The sequence below is a fragment of the Phytopseudomonas daroniae genome (assembly GCF_004327275.1).
GTDB classification, from domain to species: Bacteria; Pseudomonadota; Gammaproteobacteria; order Pseudomonadales; family Pseudomonadaceae; genus Aquipseudomonas; species Aquipseudomonas daroniae.
The window spans coordinates 72,706-90,603 of record NZ_QJUJ01000011.1 but is presented as its reverse complement, the minus strand read 5'-3'; the positions used below and the strand labels follow the sequence as shown (position 1 = coordinate 90,603).

General features: G+C 68.4%; 5 protein-coding genes and 1 pseudogene. 1 reads left to right on the top strand and 5 read right to left on the bottom strand.

Annotated features, from left to right (window positions below; all coding sequences use genetic code 11):
- Positions 1-5: 5 nt before the first annotated feature.
- Entirely contained in the window at positions 6-992 is a 987-nt protein-coding gene (locus DNK10_RS21865) for a TauD/TfdA family dioxygenase (protein WP_131193006.1), read from the bottom strand.
- Positions 993-1,128: 136 nt separating this feature from the next.
- Here DNK10_RS21865 and DNK10_RS21860 point away from each other — a divergent pair.
- Positions 1,129-1,941: pseudogene (locus DNK10_RS21860) on the top strand (siderophore-interacting protein); the annotation flags it as partial.
- A 235-nt stretch (positions 1,942-2,176) separates the two neighbouring features.
- Here the strand turns inward: DNK10_RS21860 and DNK10_RS21855 are convergent.
- The 4 genes from DNK10_RS21855 to DNK10_RS21840 all read right to left on the bottom strand — a co-directional run bounded on the left by DNK10_RS21855 (position 2,177) and on the right by DNK10_RS21840 (position 17,761).
- Entirely contained in the window at positions 2,177-2,941 is a 765-nt protein-coding gene (locus tag DNK10_RS21855) for a thioesterase II family protein (protein ID WP_131193004.1), read from the bottom strand.
- Entirely contained in the window at positions 2,942-3,187 is a 246-nt protein-coding gene (locus tag DNK10_RS21850; RefSeq protein WP_131177691.1) for an MbtH family protein, read from the bottom strand.
- Positions 3,188-3,408: 221 nt separating this feature from the next.
- Complete coding sequence (locus DNK10_RS21845; RefSeq protein ID WP_131193003.1) at positions 3,409-4,809, bottom strand: aspartate aminotransferase family protein; 1,401 nt, start codon at positions 4,807-4,809, stop codon at positions 3,409-3,411.
- A 67-nt stretch (positions 4,810-4,876) separates the two neighbouring features.
- Complete coding sequence (locus tag DNK10_RS21840; protein WP_131193002.1) at positions 4,877-17,761, bottom strand: non-ribosomal peptide synthase/polyketide synthase; 12,885 nt, start codon at positions 17,759-17,761, stop codon at positions 4,877-4,879.
- Between the last annotated feature and the right edge of the window lie 137 nt (positions 17,762-17,898).

The following is a 17,898-nucleotide window of genomic DNA, read 5'->3' as shown; positions in this document are numbered from 1 at the left end:
AAAGGTCAGCCACGAATCGTTTCCGAATACCCCTGCGCCATCGCTACTACCACCTTGCGGCTGCCGGTAAACGGTGAGCGCGCATGGGCAGCGAGCATGTTGTCGAGCATCAGCACGTCGTTTTTCAGCCACGGGAAGCTAACAGTGCACTCGTCCAGCACTCCGCGAATCTCGTCCAGCAGGCTGTCTTCGATAGGGCTGCCGTCGCCGTAGTAGACGTTACGTGGCAGGTCTTCCTCGTCGACGATGTCCAGCAGGCTCTCTCGCACTTCCGCTTGCAGGTTGGAGATGTGGAACAGGTGTGCCTGATTGAACCACACCCACTCCTTGGTGGCCGGATGCTGTGCCACGGATTGGCAAATCTGCCGGGTACGCAGCTCGCCGTCGTCTTTCCATTCGCACTGGATATGGTGCGCTCGGCAGTAGGCCTCAACGACCGCCGGATCCTCGGTGTTGAACACCTGATCCCAGTCCACGTCCAGCCCGTTACCGTAATTTCGCACGTACATCAGGCGCTTTTCGATAAATCGCTCGCGAATCGCGACCGAGATGCGCCGGTAGACTTCGCGGCTGTCGGCAATCGGTGTCTCGCCACCGGTTTCGGCCGGGATCACGCTGTAGAACCAGATTTTCATCGGCCATTCCAGGGTGTAGGCCTGCTCGTTGTGCAGCGGAATACTCTGGTGCGCCGGGTATTCGGTGGAAGTGTAGACCCCCTTGGCGACGTTGCTGCGCGGCGTCGAACCGAACTCGTAGTTCAACAGCGGATGGCCGAACGAAGAAGCGAACTCGCGGAACGCTTCGGTGCCCGCGACCTCGAAGCCACGAAACAGGATGCCGCCACTACTAAGCAGATGGCGCTCAACAAGCGGCTTGAGTTCAGCGAAGGCCTCCAGTAAATCCACTCCAGATTCGGGAGCCTGCACCACAAGCGGCAAACTGCCGTTCTGCGCTTGTAGCGGATGAATATCGAAACTCAGCAGTTCACTCATGGGATAGCCCCTTAAAGGCCTGATGCCGCGGCAGATACGGGTCAAATGCTCAGGCAATGGTGGAAGTCGGATTCATCTGCACACACTGACATTGAACGTGTGCTTGTTTCAGACTGAAACGAGTACACCGGGATGAAAATTAGCGACAGCAGCACCCCTGGCGCCGGATCAGCGCATCAAGCTGCTGTTCCCCGGCGCCGATGGCCTGCCGCCGCAACTGCCCCATGCCGGCAACTGGCATCAGACGCTGCGCGCGCTCGACCCGCAACGCAAACCGCCCATGCGCACCTACACCATCCGCGACCTGCGCCGCGAGGCCTGGGAAGTGGATGTGGATTTCGTGCTGCACGGCGAGAACGGCCCGGCCTCGCGCTGGGCCACCCACGCACGCCCGGGCGATCGCCTGCAGATGGTGGCGCCGAGCAGCGATTTCCTGGGCGACCCGGGCGGTTACGAATGGCGGCCGCCGGCGGGTATCCGTCACGTTCTGCTGATCGGCGATGAAACCGCGCTGCCGGCCATCGCCGGCATCCTCGAAGCGCTCGCGGACTGGCCGCAAACCCCGGTCGTGCAGGCGTTCATAGAGGTGCCGCACGAGGCGGATCGCCTGGCGCTGCGCCATGCCGTCGACGCCCAGATCAACTGGCTGGTGCGCGATGTGCACCAGTTCGGGCACGGCGAAGGCATGCTCAAGGCCGCCCGCGAACTGGCCACCCTGCCGACCTCAACGGCCCGGTCAGCCTCGCCGCAGCCGATCGAGGAGGTGGATATCGAGAGCCAGATACTCTGGGAGCTGGCCAAACCGGCGGACAATGAATTCTATGCCTGGGTCGCCGGCGAGTCGGCCGCGGTGATGGCGATCCGGCGGCACTGGGCCGGCGAACTGGGGCTGGATCGCCGGGCCCTGACCTTTATGGGCTACTGGCGCCTGGGACGGGCGCTGGAGTGACAGGAAGGCGTCGGCTTTGGCCCGGCCAGCCCGAACCAAAGCCATTGATGGGTTGATACCTATCCTACGGCTTGCATCAAAAATCACGTAACCTATTGATTTATCGTAGGATGGGTGGCAACCCATCGACCATTGATGGGTTGCACCTGCGCGGCCCGACCCATCCTACTCCGTCTGCGCGCAGACGGCTTCCACACGATCCCCCGCGACAGACCAGGCAGACAATCTTGCCGGCTCAGACGCTGGCCATCCAGGGTAACGCCGCCTGCACCTGGGTCGCGCGCTGCTGCCGGCGCATGTCCACTTCCAGGCTGGACTTGAGGATGCGCAGCACCTTCGCTTCGTGCTCGTGGATGAAGAAATGCCCACCCGGCAGCATATCCAGGGAAAAACTGGCGCCACCTTCCAACTGCCAGGCGATCAGTTGCTCTTGGGTGGCCTTGTCCTGCTTGCCGCCCAGCACATGGATGGGGCACCCCAGCGGGCCACGCGCGCGGTACTGATAGCGGCCGCACATCAGGAAATCGGTGCGCAGGATCGGCAGGGTCAGCTCCATCAGTTCCCGGTTGTCCAGCACCTCCGGCGGCGTGCCGTTGAGGTCGCGCAGTTCGTCCTTGAGCTGATCATCGCTCTTGGGCTCGGCGAAGCCGCGGTCATAGTCCTCGCGCCGGGTGGGCGCGGCGGTGCCGGAGGCGATCAGCGCCACCGGCTCGGGCATGCCGGCCTCGCGCAGGGCGTGGACGAGTTCGAAAGCGAGCAAGGCCCCCAGGCTATGCCCGAACAGCCCATAGGGGCCGTCCAGCCGCGGCATGATTTCCCGGGCCAGCTGCCGGGCCAGCGCCTGCATGTCGGTCTGCAGCGGCTCGCCTAGGCGCGAGCCGCGCCCCGGCAGTTCCACCGGCTGCACGCTCAGCCACTCGGGCAGCTTGCGCCGCCAGCGGCTGTAGACCATGGCACTGGCACCGGAATAAGGCAGGCAGAACAGTTGCACGCTCGCCACTCAGTGAACCGCCTCGGCTTCCTGTTTCTTGCGCGCCTGTTCTTCCATGTGCTTGCGCAGGCTCAGCGGGCGCATGTCGGTCCAGACTTCCTCGATGTAGGCCAGGCACTCCTTCTTGAAGCCGCTTTTGCCGACGGTGCGCCAGCCCTTGGGAACTTCCTTGTAATCCGGCCAGATCGAGTATTGCTCTTCATGGTTGACGACTACCTGGAACAGGATATCTTCGCGATCGAATACTGAGGTCATGCTGTTTCTCCTTGGATACCAAGCCCCCATGGGCCATCACCTGACAAGACGAGCCGCCGATGACGAAAATTAATGCCGACATGCCCCACTCACCGTGTCGTAGCCTGGATTAGCCGAAGGCGTAATCCGAGGAAAGCGCAAGAACGAAAAGGGCGAAGGCTGGACGAAGCGAAACCCGGATTACGCCGCTGCGCGGCTAATCCAGGCTACGTTGTCTCGCGTCATCGCTGCGTCACGATGGCTGCCTGCACCGCCTTGGCGAAGATCCGCGCCACCTGGTCGACCTGCTCGGCCGTGATGATCAGCGGCGGCAGGAAACGCACCACGCTGCCATGCCGGCCGCCCAGTTCGAGGATCAGGCCGCGCTTGAGGCATTCGCGCTGGATGCGGCTGGCCAGAGCACCATCGGCCGGCGGATGACCGAGGCTGTCCGCCAGGCCGGCCGGGTCGACCACTTCGACCCCGAGCATCAGGCCACGCCCGCGCACGTCGCCCAGTTGTGGCAGCCGTACGCGCAGCTCGAGCAGGTGTTCGCGCAGGCGCTGGCCCATCGTCGCGGCGTGCGCCACCAGGTTTTCCGCCTCGATGTGGCGGATCACCGCGGAGCCGGCGGCCATGGCCATCTGGTTGCCGCGGAAGGTGCCGGCGTGGGCGCCGGGTTGCCAGGTGTCGAGCCAGTCGCGATAGACCATCACCGACAGTGGCAGGCTGCCGCCGATGGCCTTGGACAGCACCACCACGTCCGGGACGATGCTGGCGTGCTCGAAGGCGAACAGCTTGCCGGTGCGGCCGAAACCGGTCTGGATCTCGTCGACGATCAGCGGCACTCCGGCCCTGGCGGTGATCTCGCGTACGCCGCGCAGCCAGGTATCCGCCGCGGGGATCACCCCGCCCTCGCCCTGCACCACTTCGAGGATCACCCCGGCCGGCAGTTGCACACCGCTTTCCGGATCGCTGAGCAGGTTGTCCAGGTAACGCAGGTTGACCTCCACGGCGCGTTCGCCGCCGAGGCCGAACGGGCAGCGGTAATCGTAGGGGAACGGCAGGAACTGCACGCCATGGCTGAGCAGCGAACCGAGGGGGGTCTTGGCCTTGAGGTTGCCCATCAGGCTCAAGGCGCCCTGGCTCATGCCGTGATAGCCACCGTGGAACGCCAGTACCGTGCTGCGCCCGGTGGCGATGCGCACCAGCTTCAGCGCCGCCTCCACGGCGTCGGTGCCGGTCGGCCCGGTGAACTGGATCTTCGCCTGGCTGGCGAAGGCCGGCGGCAGCACGGCGAACAGATCCTGGACGAAGCGATCCTTGACCGGCGTACTCAGATCCAAGGTGTGCAGCGGCAGCTCGTCATCGAGCACCTGACGGATCGCCGCGATCACCGCCGGATGGTTATGCCCCAGGGCCAGGGTGCCGGCGCCGGCCAGGCAGTCGATGAACACTCGCCCCTCGACATCCTCGACGTGGATGCCGCGGCCGCGCTTGAGGACCAGCGGGATGCGCCGCGGGTAGCTGCGCGCATTGGACTCCTGCTGCTTCTGTCGGGCCAGGATGGGGTTGTCCTCGAACAGGTAATCCTTGTCGTCGTCCTGGGCGACGGCCGGGCTTTCGGCTAACACTGTGCTCATGCTTGCACTCCTGCGTGGGAAGATGAAAAGCGGCGGTGGCTGTAGAGGTTCATGGAAAGAATCGTCATCACAGCGCCTCCAGCCGCGCCATCAGGTCGTCGATGCGGCCGACCTTCTGCTCGGTGAGGGCGCCGCCGTCCAGCCCTTCGATATGCCGCGCCAGCTGCTCCACCGTGCTGCACTCGAACATCGCCCGCAGCGGCACGCTGCGCTGCAGCGCCTGCTGCACCCGCGAGGCGATCTGGGTGGCGAGCAGGGAGTGGCCGCCGAGTTCGAAGAAGTTGTCGCCGACCCCGACCCGTTCCACGCCGAGCACTTCGCTCCAGATCCGCGCCAGGGTGCTTTCCAGTTCGTTACGCGGCGCCTTGTACTGCTGCGCCGCGGCGAACTCCAGGGCCGGCAAGGCCTTGCGATCGAGCTTGCCGTTGGCATTGAGGGGCAGCCGTTCGAGCCGTTGCCAGTGGCGCGGCACCATGTACTCGGGCAGCCCCTGGCCGAGGTGGCGCTTGAGCGCCTCCCAGTCCGGCGCGGCATCGTCGCTCACCACATAGCCCACCAGGTACTGGCCACCCGCTGTCTGCTGGGCCGCCACGGCGGCGTCGCGCACCTGGGGCCATTGGCGCAGGCGCGCTTCGATCTCGCCCAGCTCGATGCGGTAGCCGCGGATCTTCACCTGGTGATCGACCCGGCCGACGTACGCCAGAACCCCGTCGTCGCGACGTGCGGCGAGATCGCCGCTGCGGTACAGGCGCTCGCCGCCGGCGCCGAACGGGTCGGGCAGGAAGCTGGCCGCGGTGCGCGCGGGGTCGCCGAGGTAGCCACGGCCAACCCCGGTGCCGGCGATGAAGAGCTCGCCGTGGGCGCGCACGGCCACGGGCTGCAAGTCGTCGTCGAGCAGGTACAGGCGGTTGTTGTCGGTCGCGCTGCCGATGGGCAGGTAGCTGGCGTCGGTCGCGGCCAGGTCGACGCGGAACAGCGCCACGTCGTCGGCGCACTCCGCCGGGCCATAGGCGTTGACCAGGCCGACGCCGGGGTAACGCTGCAGCCACTGGCGCGCCAGCGCCGGGGGCAGCGCTTCGCCGGTGGGCAGCAGCCAGCGCAGGCGACCCAGCTCGGCCGGGGGTTCGGCGAGCAGGCCCTGGATCAGCGACGGCACGCTTTCCAGCACGGTGATGCCGCTGTCACGCATGTGGCGCAGCAGGGCCGCCGGGTCATGGGCGATCGCATCCGGCACGATCTCCACCCGCGCCCCGCACAAGGCCGCAGTAAGGAATTGCCAGACCGAGATATCGAAGCTCTGCGAAGCGGTCTGGGCGATCACGTCGTGCTCGTCCAGCGCCAGGTAGGGCAGCTTGCTCAACTGGTTGTTGAGCATCCCCGCCTGATGCACCGCCACGCCCTTGGGCACCCCGGTGGAGCCAGAGGTGTAGATCACATAGGCCAGGTGCTGGCCGCTGACCGCAATGCCTGGCGCCTGCTCGTCGGCCGCGCCTTGCTGGATCGCCTCCCACACCAACAGCCGCGGCCGGCCACCGGCACAGCCCAGTTCCTCGAGCACGTGCTCGGCCTGCTGCCGGCAGGCCGCGCTGCACACCAGCACGGGCGCGCCACTGGTCTCGACCATCTGCGCCAGGCGCTGCTGCGGGTGTGCCGGATCCAGCGGCAGGTAGCCGGCCGCGGCCTTGAGGGTGCCGTGGATCATGCCCAGCAGAGCCAGGGAGCGTTCGGCCAGCAAGACCACCGGCTGGTCGGGCTGCACCCCGGCCGCCAGCAACCCATGGGCCAGGCGATTGGCGCGCCGATCGAGCTCGGCGTAGCTCCACTGCTCACCCTGGCAGGCCGCGGCGATGCGCTGCGGATGGGCCGCCACCTGCGCTTCGAACAGCGGCGCGTAGCCCTGTTCCAGCGGGTACTCTCGGGCACTGCGGTTGCATTCCTCGAGCAGGAAATGCCGTTCGTCCTCGGCCAGCAGCGGCAGGTCGGCGAAGTCGCCCTCGAAGCCCTCGACCAGGGCCAGCAGCAGGCGCTGGAAGTCGCCAAGCAGGCGTTGCACGCTCGCCTTGTCGAAGAAGCGCCGGTCATAGGACAGGTGCAGGCCGAGGTCGTCACCCGGGTAGCAGACCACGGTCAGCGGGTAGTTGGTGTGGGTGCGCCCGGATTCGGAGCGGGCGTTGAGGCCCTGGGCGCCGGCCAGTACCGTGGCGTCCACCGGCGCGTTCTCGAACACGAACAGGCTGTCGAACAGCGGCTGGCCCTTGGGCAGTTCGCTGCATGCCTGGATACTCACCAGCGGCAGGTGCTCGTGTTCGCGCAGTTCCAGGTTGCGCTCGAACAACTGTTGCAACCACTGCCGTACGCTCTGCCGCTCGCCGGCGGCCGGCAGCGACACGCGCAGCGGGATGCTGTTGATGAACAGGCCGACGCACTGCTGCATCTGCGGCAACCCGGCCGGGCGGCCGGCCACGGTGACGCCGAACAGCACGTCACGCTCGCCGCTGTAGCGGCGCAGCACCAGGGCCCAGGCCGCCTGGGCGAAGGTGTTGACGGTGAGCTGGTGACGCTGGGCCAGTTCGCGCAGGCGCGCGCCCTGCTCCGGCAGCAGGCGGCTGTGCAGATCGCCGACCTGCATGCCGCCGTTGTCGTGCAGGATCGGCCGGTCGCTGGGGATCGCGGTCGGCCGCTCGAAGCCGGCCAGGGCCTGGCGCCAGTAATGTTGCGACTGTTCGAGGCCCTGGCGCTGCAGCCAGGCGATGAACTCGCGGTAGCGCGGCGGCGTGGCCAGCTCGGCCTCGCGCCCCTGCTCGAGGGCCTGGTAGATGGCGAGGAAATCGCCCATCAGGATCGAGCGGCACCAGGCATCGATGAGGATGTGGTGGTTGCTCATGATGAACCAGTGCCGATCGCTGGCCAGGCGGATCAGGCGCAGGCGCAGCGGCGGTCTTTGCAGCAGGTCGAAACCGGCCAGGCGCTCATCTTCCAGCAACTGCTGCAGGCGCGCCTCATGCTGATCGGCCGGCACCGCGCTCCAGTCGAGGAACTGCACGCCGTCGCCATCGCCGCGGTGGATGATCTGCAGCATCTGCTCGCCGTTGTTCCAGCAGAACGACGCGCGCAGCGCCTCGTGCCGCGCCACCACCGCGCGCCAGGCACGCTCGAAACGCTCGACGTCGAGGGCGCTGTCGATACGGTAGCGATCCTGCATGAAGTAGATGCCGGTGCCGGGCTCCAGCAGGGTGTGCAACAGCAGGCCCTCCTGCATCGGCGTCAGCGGATAGACGTCGTCGATGGCCTGGAACGGCAGTGGCAACGCATCGAGCTGGGCCTGGTCGAGACGCGCCAGGGGAAAATCCGACGGCGTCACGCCACCGGCCTCGGGAGCCAGGCAGTGGGCGATCAGCGCCTGCAGTTCAGCCTGGTAGGCGGCGGCCAGGCGTTCGATGGCCTCGACGCGGAACAGCTTGTCGCTGAACGTCCAGCGCAGGGTCAGCTCGCCGCCATACACCTGGCCATCGACGCTGAGCCAGTTGGGCAGCGGCGCCTGCGCGGCATGCTGGGCGCCACCCGGCTCGCCCAACGGACGCAGCAGCGCGTCTTCGGCGAAGTCCTGGTCGAACTGCCCCAGGTAGTTGAAGGTGATGCGCGCTTCGGGCAAGTCCGCCACGGCGCTGCGGCAGGCGTCATCGGCCAGGTAGCGCAGCACGCCGTAACCGAGGCCCTTGTGCGGCACGCCGCGCAGCTGTTCCTTGATCGCCTTGAGGCTGGCGCCGAGGTCGCCGGCGGGTGCCAGGCGTACTGGATAGGCACTGGTGAACCAGCCCAGGGTACGGCTCAGGTCGATGTCGTCGAACAGTTCTTCGCGACCATGGCCCTCCAGCTGCACCAGCGCCGCCGACTGTCCGCTCCAGGCGCACAGGGTGCGCGCCAGGGCGGTCAGCAGCAGGTCGTCGACCCGCGCGCGGTAGGCTTGCGGGGCCTGCTGCAGCAGTTGCCGCGTGGTCTCGGCGTCCAGGGTCAGGCTGACCCGGCGCGCATCGCGCTCCAGGTTCGGCTGGTCGGTGCCGTCCAGCGGCAGGTTGCCATCGACGCCCTGCAGCTGGGCCTGCCACCAGCCCAGTTCCTCGCGCAGCGATTCGCTGCCGGCATAGGCCTGCAGGCGGCCGGCCCAGTCGCGCAGCGAGCTGGTCTTGGCCGGCAGGCGCTGGGGCTCGCCGCGTTCCAACTGGGCATAGAGGGTGTGCAAGTCTTCCAGCAGCACCCGCCAGGACACCCCGTCCACCGCCAGGTGGTGCACGGCGATCAGCAAGCGCTCCTGCTCGCCCGGGATCAGCAACGCACGCAGCAGCGGGCCTCGTTGCAGGTCGAGGCTTCGCTGCGCCTGTTCGAAGAGCGCCAGGCGCTGTTCGGCGTCGTCGGCCTGACGCACCCAGAGCAGTGCCTGGCTCGGGTCATGGGCGACGAATTCGGCGGCCCCTGCCGCAGTGAAGCGCAGGCGCAGGGCGTCGTGGTGGCTGACCAGAGTTTGCAGCGCCTGCTCCAACAGCGTGGCTTGCAGGGGCCTGGCAGCCTGCAGCAACAGCGACTGGTTCCAGTGCTGCGGGTCACCGTGGCCCTGGTCGAAGAACCAGTGCTGGATCGGCGTCAGGGCGGTCTCGCCCAGTACCGGCCCCTGGTCGATGCTCAGGCGCTCGCTCTGCCGCGCCGCCGCGGCAAGGGTGCGCACGGTCTGGTGCAGGAACAGATCCTTGGCGCTGAAGTGCACGCCGGCCTGGCGCGCCCGGCTGACCACCTGGATCGACAGGATGGAATCGCCACCCAGGGCGAAGAAGTTGTCGTCGATACCGATGCGCGCCACTCCCAGTACCGCTTGCCAGACCTGCGCCAGGCTCTGCTCCACGGCATTGCGCGGTGCCTGGTAGTCGTTCTGCGCGGCGCTGAAATCCGACTGTGGCAGGGCACGGCGATCCAGCTTGCCGTTGGCGGTCAGCGGGAAGCGCTCCAGCACCAGCAGGTGGGCGGGCACCATATGCTCCGGCAAGGCACTGTGCAGCCGGGTCTTGAGCTGGTCGACCAGCTCGGCGGGCGCGACGTCCGTCTCGGCCAGCAGGTAGCCGACCAGTTGCTTGCCGGACGGGCCGTCCAGCGCCAGCACGGCGGCCTCGCGCACCTGCTCGTGGGCCAGCAGGCTGGCCTCGATCTCGCCCAGCTCGATGCGGAAGCCACGCATCTTGACCTGCTGGTCGATTCGGCCAAGGTATTCCAGTTGCCCGTCGCGGCCCTGGCGTACCAGGTCGCCGGTGCGGTACATGCGCCCGCCAGCGAACGGGTCGGCGACGAAGCGCTCGGCGCTGAGCCCGGCACGCCCGAGGTAACCCCGGGCCAGGCCGTAGCCGCCGACATACAGCTCGCCGCTGGCACCGGCCGGCACCAGGGCCAGGTCGGCATCCAGCACGTACAGGTTGCGGCCGCCGACCACGCGGCCGATCGGCACGCTGCCGAGGCCTTCCGGCAGTTCGTCCGGCGCGACGCAGGCGGTCGGCATCACCACGGTCTCGGTCGGCCCATAGGCGTTGATCACCGCCTGCGGGACGAAGCGTTCGCGCAGGCCGTGCAAGTGTTCCGGGGTCAGCGCCTCGCCACCAGTGATGATCAGCCGCATCGGCAAGGTTTCATCGCGGCTGCGCAGCCAATGGGCCAGTTGCCCGCCGTAGCTGGGGGTGAAGCCCAGCACGTTGATGCCATGGGTGCGGATCAGGCCGCAGATCGACTCGGCGTCCCACTGCCCCTGCTCGCGCAGCACCACCTCGGCGCCGAACAGCAGCGGCACCAGCAGGCGCTCGCTGGCGGCGTCGAAGTTGATCGAATAGAAATGCAGCTCGCAGTCGGCCGGGGTGGTGCCGAACAGCTCGCCCACCGCCTGCAGGTGCATGGCCAGCGGCCCCTGCTCCACCGCCACGCCCTTGGGCAGGCCGGTGGAACCGGAGGTGTAGATCAGGTAGGCCAGGTGCTCGGGCAGGCTGCGCTCGGGCGGATTCTCGCTCGGGTAGTCCGCCAGCGCCGGGCCGTCCTGCTCCAGGCTCCAGGCCTGCAGCGACTCGGGCAGCGGCGCCAGTTGTTCGAACAGCGCGTCATGACCGAGCAGCACGCCAATGCCGCTGTCCTCGATCATGTAGCGCAAGCGCTGCGCTGGGTATTCCGGATCCAGCGGCACGTAGGCGCCCCCGGCCTTGAGGATGGCCAGCAGGCCGACCACCATGTCCAGCGAACGGCGCAGGGTCAGGCCGACGCGCGCATCCGGGCCGACGCCCAGTTCGATCAGGCGATGGGCCAGGCGATTGGCGCGGGCGTTGAGTTCGGCGTAGCTCAGCGACTGGCCGGCGCAGGTCACCGCGCGACCGTTCGGCGTCACCAGGGCCTGGCGCTGGAACAGAGCCTGCACGCTGGCTGGCGGCTCGCTGGCCGCGGCGCCATGGCCATTGTCCAGCAGCGCCTGACGCTCCCTGACGTCGAGCAGCGGCAGTTCGCTGAGGCGGCTGTCCGGGGCATCGAGCATGGCCCGCAGCAACTGCTGCCAGTGCTCGGCCATGGCGGCGATGCGCGCGGCGTCGAACAGGTCGCTGCTGTAGGTCAGGCAGCAGCGCAGTTGCGCGTCGAAGTCGGTGACCTCCAGATTGAGGTCGAACTTGGTCGCCCGGGCGTCGTTGACCAGGTAATCGACCTGCACGCCGCCGGCCAGCTCGCGCTGCTGCTGGAATTCCCAGCGCTGTACGTTGCACATCACCTGGAACAGCGGGTTCCAGGCGGCGCTGCGTGGCGGCTGCAGGGCTTCGACCAGATGGTCGAAAGGCACGTCCTGGTGCGACTGGCCATCGATCGCCACCTGGCGTACCTGCTCCAGCAGTTCGCTGACGCGCATCTGCCCATGAGGCTGGATGCGCAGCACCTGGGTGTTGAGGAAGGCGCCGATCAGCCCTTCGCTCTCCGGGCGGATGCGGTTGGCCAGGGGCACGCCGATGCGCAGGTCATCCTGGCCACCGTAGCGGTACAGCAAGGCGGCCAGGGCAGCGCTCACGGTCATGAACAGGGTCAGCCCGCGTTCGCTGTTGAAGCGGTTCACCCGCCGCGCCAGCCCCTCGTCCAGGTCGAAGCGGTGCAACTCGCCGCGATGGCTCTGCACCGCTGGCCGCGGTCGGTCGCTGGGCAGGTTCAGCAGCGGCTGCTCGCCGCCGAGCTGGCTTTTCCAGTAATCGAGCTGGCGCTGCATCTCGCCGCCCTCCAGCCACTGCCGGTGCCAGGCGCTGTAATCGAGGTACTGCACCGGCAGCGCCGGCAGCGGCGATTCGCGCTCGTCGACGAAGGCCGCGTAGAGCGCCGCCAGCTCGCGGGCGAAGATGTCCATGGCCCAGCCTTCGGTGACGATATGGTGCAGGGTCAGCAGCAGGTGATGCTCGCGCTCGCCGCTCTTGACCAGGCAGGCTCGCAGCAACGGGCCGCGCTCCAGATCGAAGGGCGCGTGGGCCTGCTGCTCGGCCAGGCGCTGGATGCCGGCCTCACGCTCGGCCTCGCTCTCGGTCGACAGATCCAGCCATTCCAGGCGCACGTCGGACTGTTCGCTGACCCGCTGCCAGGGTTTGCCGTCGTCGCTGGGAAAGGTGGTGCGCAGGCTTTCATGGCGCTGGATCAGCGCCTGCAGGGCACGCTCGAAGGCCTCCACGTCCAGCGGCCCGCGCAGACGTGCCATGCCGCCGACGTTGTACGCCGGGCTCTGCGGATCGAGCTGCCAGAGGAACCACATGCGCTGCTGGGAATAGGACAAGGCCAGGCGTTGGCCGCGGTCGACCAACGCAATCGGCCCCTGGCTGTCGGCCAGCCCCTCGGCCTGGGCCCGGGCCACCCAGGCGGCGAAATCGCCCAGCCGGCGCGACTCGAACAGGCTGCGCAGCGGCAACTCGACGGCGAACGCCTGGCGCGCCCGGGAGACGATGCGGGTGGCCAGCAGCGAATGGCCGCCCAGTTCGAAGAAATCGTCGTCCAGACCGACCCGCTGCACACCGAGCATCTCGCTCCAGATCGCCGCCAGGCCACGCTCCAGGTCGTTGCCCGGCGCGCGGTAGGCCCGCTGCAAGGCGTCCCGCTGCGGCAGTGCGCGGCGGTCGAGCTTGCCGCTCGGGGTCAGGGGGAACTGCTCCAGGCGCAGGATATGCGCCGGCAGCATCGGCTCGGGCAAGGCACTGCGCAACGCCTCGCGGATGCGCTCGGCCAGGGCTGCCGGGGACTCCTCGCCGGCCGCCACCAGGTAGGCCAGCAACTGGCCGCCACCCGGGCCTTCGCCGAGAACCACCAGGGCCTGGCGCACGCCGGGCTGGGCGAGGATGGCGTTGCGGATCTCGTCCAGTTCGATGCGCACGCCACGCAGCTTGACCTGCTCGTCGAGGCGACCCAGGTAGTCCAGCGCCCCGTCGCCGCGCCAGCGCGCCAGGTCGCCACTGCGGTACAGGCGCCCACCGCCTTCGGCGGGCAGGAAGCGGCTGGCGGTCAGCGCCGGCTGGCCGAGGTAGCCACGGGCCAGGGCGCTGCCGCCGAGCAACAGTTCGCCGCGGGCGCCGGTCGGTGCCAGTTGCCAGTCGGCCTCGCGAATCTCGCTGACCACGTTGCTCAACGGCCGGCCGATCGGCACCCGTACCTCGCCTTCGCCAGTGCAGCGCCAGTGGGTAACGTTGATCGCGCTCTCGGTCGGTCCGTAGCGGTTGTGCAGGGTCACCGATGGCAGGCGCTCGTGGAGGCGCCGGCACAGCTCGGCCGGCAGCGCCTCGCCGCCGGAGAACAGGTGGCGCAGGCTGGTGCATGCGCCGACCTCGGGTTCGTCGGCGAACAGTTGCAACAGCGGCGGCACGAAGTGCAGCAGGGTCACGCCATGCTCGCGCACCAGCTCCACCAGCCGCCGCGGATCGCGGTGCTCGCCATTGCCGGCCAGTACCAGCCGGGCACCGGCGATCAGCGGCAGCAGACATTCCCACAGCGACACGTCGAAACTCAGCGGCGCCTTCTGCAGCAGCACGTCCCGGGGGCCGACGGCGTACTGCTGGTGCATCCAGTGCAGGCGCTCGATCAGCGCCCCGTAGCTCACCCCCACGGCCTTGGGCAGGCCGGTGGAGCCGGAGGTGTAGATCACATAGGCGAGATTGTGCCCGTGCACCGCGCTCGCCGGGCCGACATCGACACCCGGCCCCTCGGCCACCTCGTCCAGCGCCAGGGTCGCCAGTCGCCCGGGCAGTTCGAACATCTCCAGCACCCGCGCCTGGCCCAGCAGCAGGGCCACATCGCTGTCCTCGATCATGTACTGCAGGCGTTTGCGGGGGTAGTCCGGATCCAGCGGCACGTAGGCGCCACCGGCCTTGACGATGGCCACCAGGGCGATCATCAGTTCCAGCGAACGCTCGGCCAGCACGCCGACGCGCACCTCGGGGCCGATACCCAATGCTCGCAGGCGCAGTGCCAGCGCGTTGGCCTTGCGCTCCAGCTCGGCATAGCTCAGGGCCCGCTCACCGGCCACCAGCGCGGTCTGTACGGGGCTACCGGCGGCCTGCTGGGTCAGCCGCTGGGCCAGCGCCCAGTCCGGTTGCGGCTGCGGATCGCGGCCCCAGTCGTGCAACTGGCGACGCTCCGGTTCGCCGAGCAGCGGCAGATCGCCCAGTGCCTTCCCGGGGTGCGCGCAGAGCTGCTCCAGCAGGGCGACGAAATGCCCGGCCAGGCGCTCGATGGTGACGGCGTCGAACAGCTCGACGGCATAGTCGAACGACAGGCGGATACGCCCCTGCGGGTCTTCCTCGCTGTGCAACTGCAGGTCGCACTTGGCTTCGCGGCTGTGCCAGGGCAGTTCCTCGGCGAGCAGACCGGGCAGGCGCTTGAGGGCATCGCTGTTGCGTTGCTGGTGGTTGAACATCACCTCGAAGGCCGCAGCGTCGCCCAGGGCGGCGCTGATCTGCTCGTAGTCGATGGCCTGGTTGAGCTGGGCCGCCTGCACGCTGACGCTGACGGCGGCCAGCAGGCTGTGGAAGTCCTGGCGCGAATCGATGCGGCTACGCAGCACCTGGGTGTTGATGAAGAAACCGATCAGGCCCTGGGTTTCCAGCAGTGGCCGGTTGGCATTGGGCACGCCGACGCGGATATCGTCCTGCCCGGTGTAGCGCTGCAGCAGCGCCTGGAAGGCCGCCAGCAGCAGGCTGAAGCTGCTCACCTGGCGGCTGCGTGCCAGGCCGTGCAGGCGTTCGCACAGCGCCTTGTCCAGGCGCAGGCCGAGGCGCTCGGCGGCGGATACGCTGGCGCCGCGCGGACGATCCAGCGGCAGCGCCAGCGGTTCGCGCTCGCCCTCCAGGGCGCCACGCCAGTAGTCCAGCTGGCGCTGCTGTTCGGCGCTGTCCAGATTGTCGCGCTGCCAGGCGGCATGGTCGGCGTACTGGATCGCCAGCGGCGGCAGCGCCAGGTCCTGGCCCTGCGCATAGGCGGCGTACAGGCGGGCGAACTCGTCGAGCAGGATGCCCAGCGACCAGCCATCAGCGATGATGTGCTGCAGGGTCACCAGCAGCAGGTGATCCTCCTCGTCGAGGCTGACCAGCTTGATACGCAGCAGCGGCCCCTGCTCCAGGTCGAAGCGGCTGCGCGCCTCGTGTTCCTGGATCTCCCTGGCGCGGGTCTCGCGCTCGGCGGCCGGATAGCCGCTCAGGTCTTCGCGCAGCAGCGTCCAATCGCCCGTGGCGAGGATGCGCTGCTGGCCCTCCTGCAGGAAGCGGGTACGCAGCGCTTCGTGGCGCTGCACCAGGGTGTCGAAGGCGCGCTGCAATGCCGCCACGTCCAGTTCGCCGTGCAAGCGCAGGCCGCCCGGGATGTTGTAGGCAACGCTCTCGGGTTGCAGTTGCCAGAGGAACCACAGACGGCTCTGCGCCGCCGACTGCGGCAGCGCGCCATCGCGCGGCAGCCGCGGGATGCTGCTGCGGTGCTCGGCGCGATCCGTCACGGCGGCGATGAACCGCGCCAGGGTCGGCGCTTCGTAGAGGGTGCGCAGTTGCACGTCCAGGCCCAGCTCGTCGCGCAACTCGGCGATCAGTTGCACGGCCTGGATCGAGTTGCCGCCCAGAGCGAAGAAATGCGCCTCGGGGTCGATCCGCTGGCACTTGAGAGCGTCGCACCAGAGCGTTGTCACCCGCTCGTCGAGGGAGGCCGGCGGCGCTTCCTGCACGGCGGCGGTGCCCTGCCCGGCGCGGAACTGCGCGACCACTGCCAGTTCACCAGCCTCGAAGCGCTGGCGACAGGCACTGCGCTGCAGCTTGCCGCTAGAGGTCTTGGGCAGTGTGCCCGGCTCGAGCAGCAGCACCAGCGCCGGCGCCTCGTGATGGGCTTCGGCCACGGCCTGGCGGATGCGCCCGATCAGCTCGTCGGCAGGCACCTGGCGCGCCGTACGGCGACTGATCTCCGCGGCCACGCCCAGCGCTTCCTGCCCATCGTGGTTCACCGCGAAGGCCGCCACCCGCCCGCGCCGGGCCTCGGTCACCCGCTCTTCGACGGTCAGTTCGATGTCCTGCGGGTAGAGGTTCTGCCCGCGCAGGATCAACAGATCCTTCAGCCGCCCGGTGACGAACAGCTCGCCCTGTCGACGTACGCCCAGGTCACCGGTACGCAGCCAGGTACGCCCGTCGCGCTCGACGAAGGTAGCGGCGCTGGCCTGCGGATTGCGCCAGTAGCCCTGGGCGACGCTCGGCCCACTCGACCAGATCTCGCCGACCTGGCCGTCGGGCAACGGCGCACCGCTCTGCGGATCGACGACGCGCAAGGGATGATCGGGCTGCTCCCAGCCACAGCTCATCAGCGTGGCGCCCTCGCCCGCCTCGGCACGGTTGGCCGCCAGGGCTGCGCCGTCCACCGGCCAGGCGGCGATGCCCTGCCCCGGACGCCCCCCGGTGACGAACAGGGTCGCCTCGGCAAGGCCATAGCTGGCCAGGTAGGCCTGGGGTCGGAACGCACAGGCGGCGAAACGGCTGGCGAAAGCCTCCAGGCTGTCCTGGCGGATCGGCTCGGAACCGGAAAAGGCCACCCGCCAGTGCCCCAGGTCGAGACCGGCCAGCTTGCTCTCGGCGATGCGCTCGACGCACAGGCGGTAGGCGAAATCCGGCCCGCCGCTGACCGTGCCACGGTAGCGACTGATGGCCTCCAGCCAGCGCACGGGCCGCTCGAGGAAGTACTGCGGCGACATCAGCACCACCGGCACGCCGCTGTAGATACCCTGCAGCAGCCCGCCGATCAGTCCCATGTCGTGGTACAGCGGCAACCAACTGACGATCACGTCCTCGTCGTCGATGCCATAGCCCTGGCGGATCAGCCACTCGTTGGCCTCCAGGTTGGCATGGCTGACCTGCACGCCCTTGGGCATGGCGGTTGAACCCGAGGTGTACTGCAGGAAGGCGATGGCCTGCGCGGCCACCCTGGGCGGCTGCCAGGTGTCGCCGCTGTCGGTCGGCAGCGCATCCACCGCCAGCACCTGCGGCAGCAGATCGGCGCTGCCGGCCAATTGTCCGTGCAGGGTGTCGACCAGCTCGGCGGTGGTCAGGATCAGCGTCGGCTCGGCATCGACGAGGATCGACAGCAAGCGGCGCAGATGGTGCTCCTGGCTGCTTTCCGGAGGATAGGCCGGTACCGCGATCACCCCGGCATACAGGCAGGCGAAGAATGCCGCGACGTAGTCCGGCCCACTCGGGAACAGCAGCACGGCGCGCTCGCCGGCTGCGCCGCGCTGCGCCAGGGCGGCGGCGATTGCCCGTACCTGCCGATCCAACTGGCCATAGCTGAGCGTCCGCTCGCCCTCCTGCCCCAGGAAACGCAGAGCCAGGTGCTGAGGTCGGCTGGCCGCCGCCCGCATCAGGGCCTGAGCGATGGAAGTCGGGCGTTCGAAAGTATCCGTCATGTCTGCACCTAATCGCGGAGTGACCGGCGCAGGCGAACCACTGAACGTGCTTGCAAGCCGGGGAGTCATGACTCGATGACGGATAGGCACTGGCGAAAATTAACCGCAGTCGAGCCACCGCAATGCAATGGCTGGAA

Bases quoted from the DNA above. Each gene is read 5' to 3' on its own strand.
- DNK10_RS21865 (WP_131193006.1), bottom strand. From the start codon at position 992: ATGAGTGAACTGCTGAGTTTCGATATTCATCCGCTACAAGCGCAGAAC.
- DNK10_RS21845 (WP_131193003.1), bottom strand. From the start codon at position 4,809: ATGAGCACAGTGTTAGCCGAAAGCCCGGCCGTCGCCCAGGACGACGAC.
- DNK10_RS21840 (WP_131193002.1), bottom strand. From the start codon at position 17,761: ATGACGGATACTTTCGAACGCCCGACTTCCATCGCTCAGGCCCTGATG.
- DNK10_RS21850 (WP_131177691.1), bottom strand. From the start codon at position 3,187: ATGACCTCAGTATTCGATCGCGAAGATATCCTGTTCCAGGTAGTCGTC.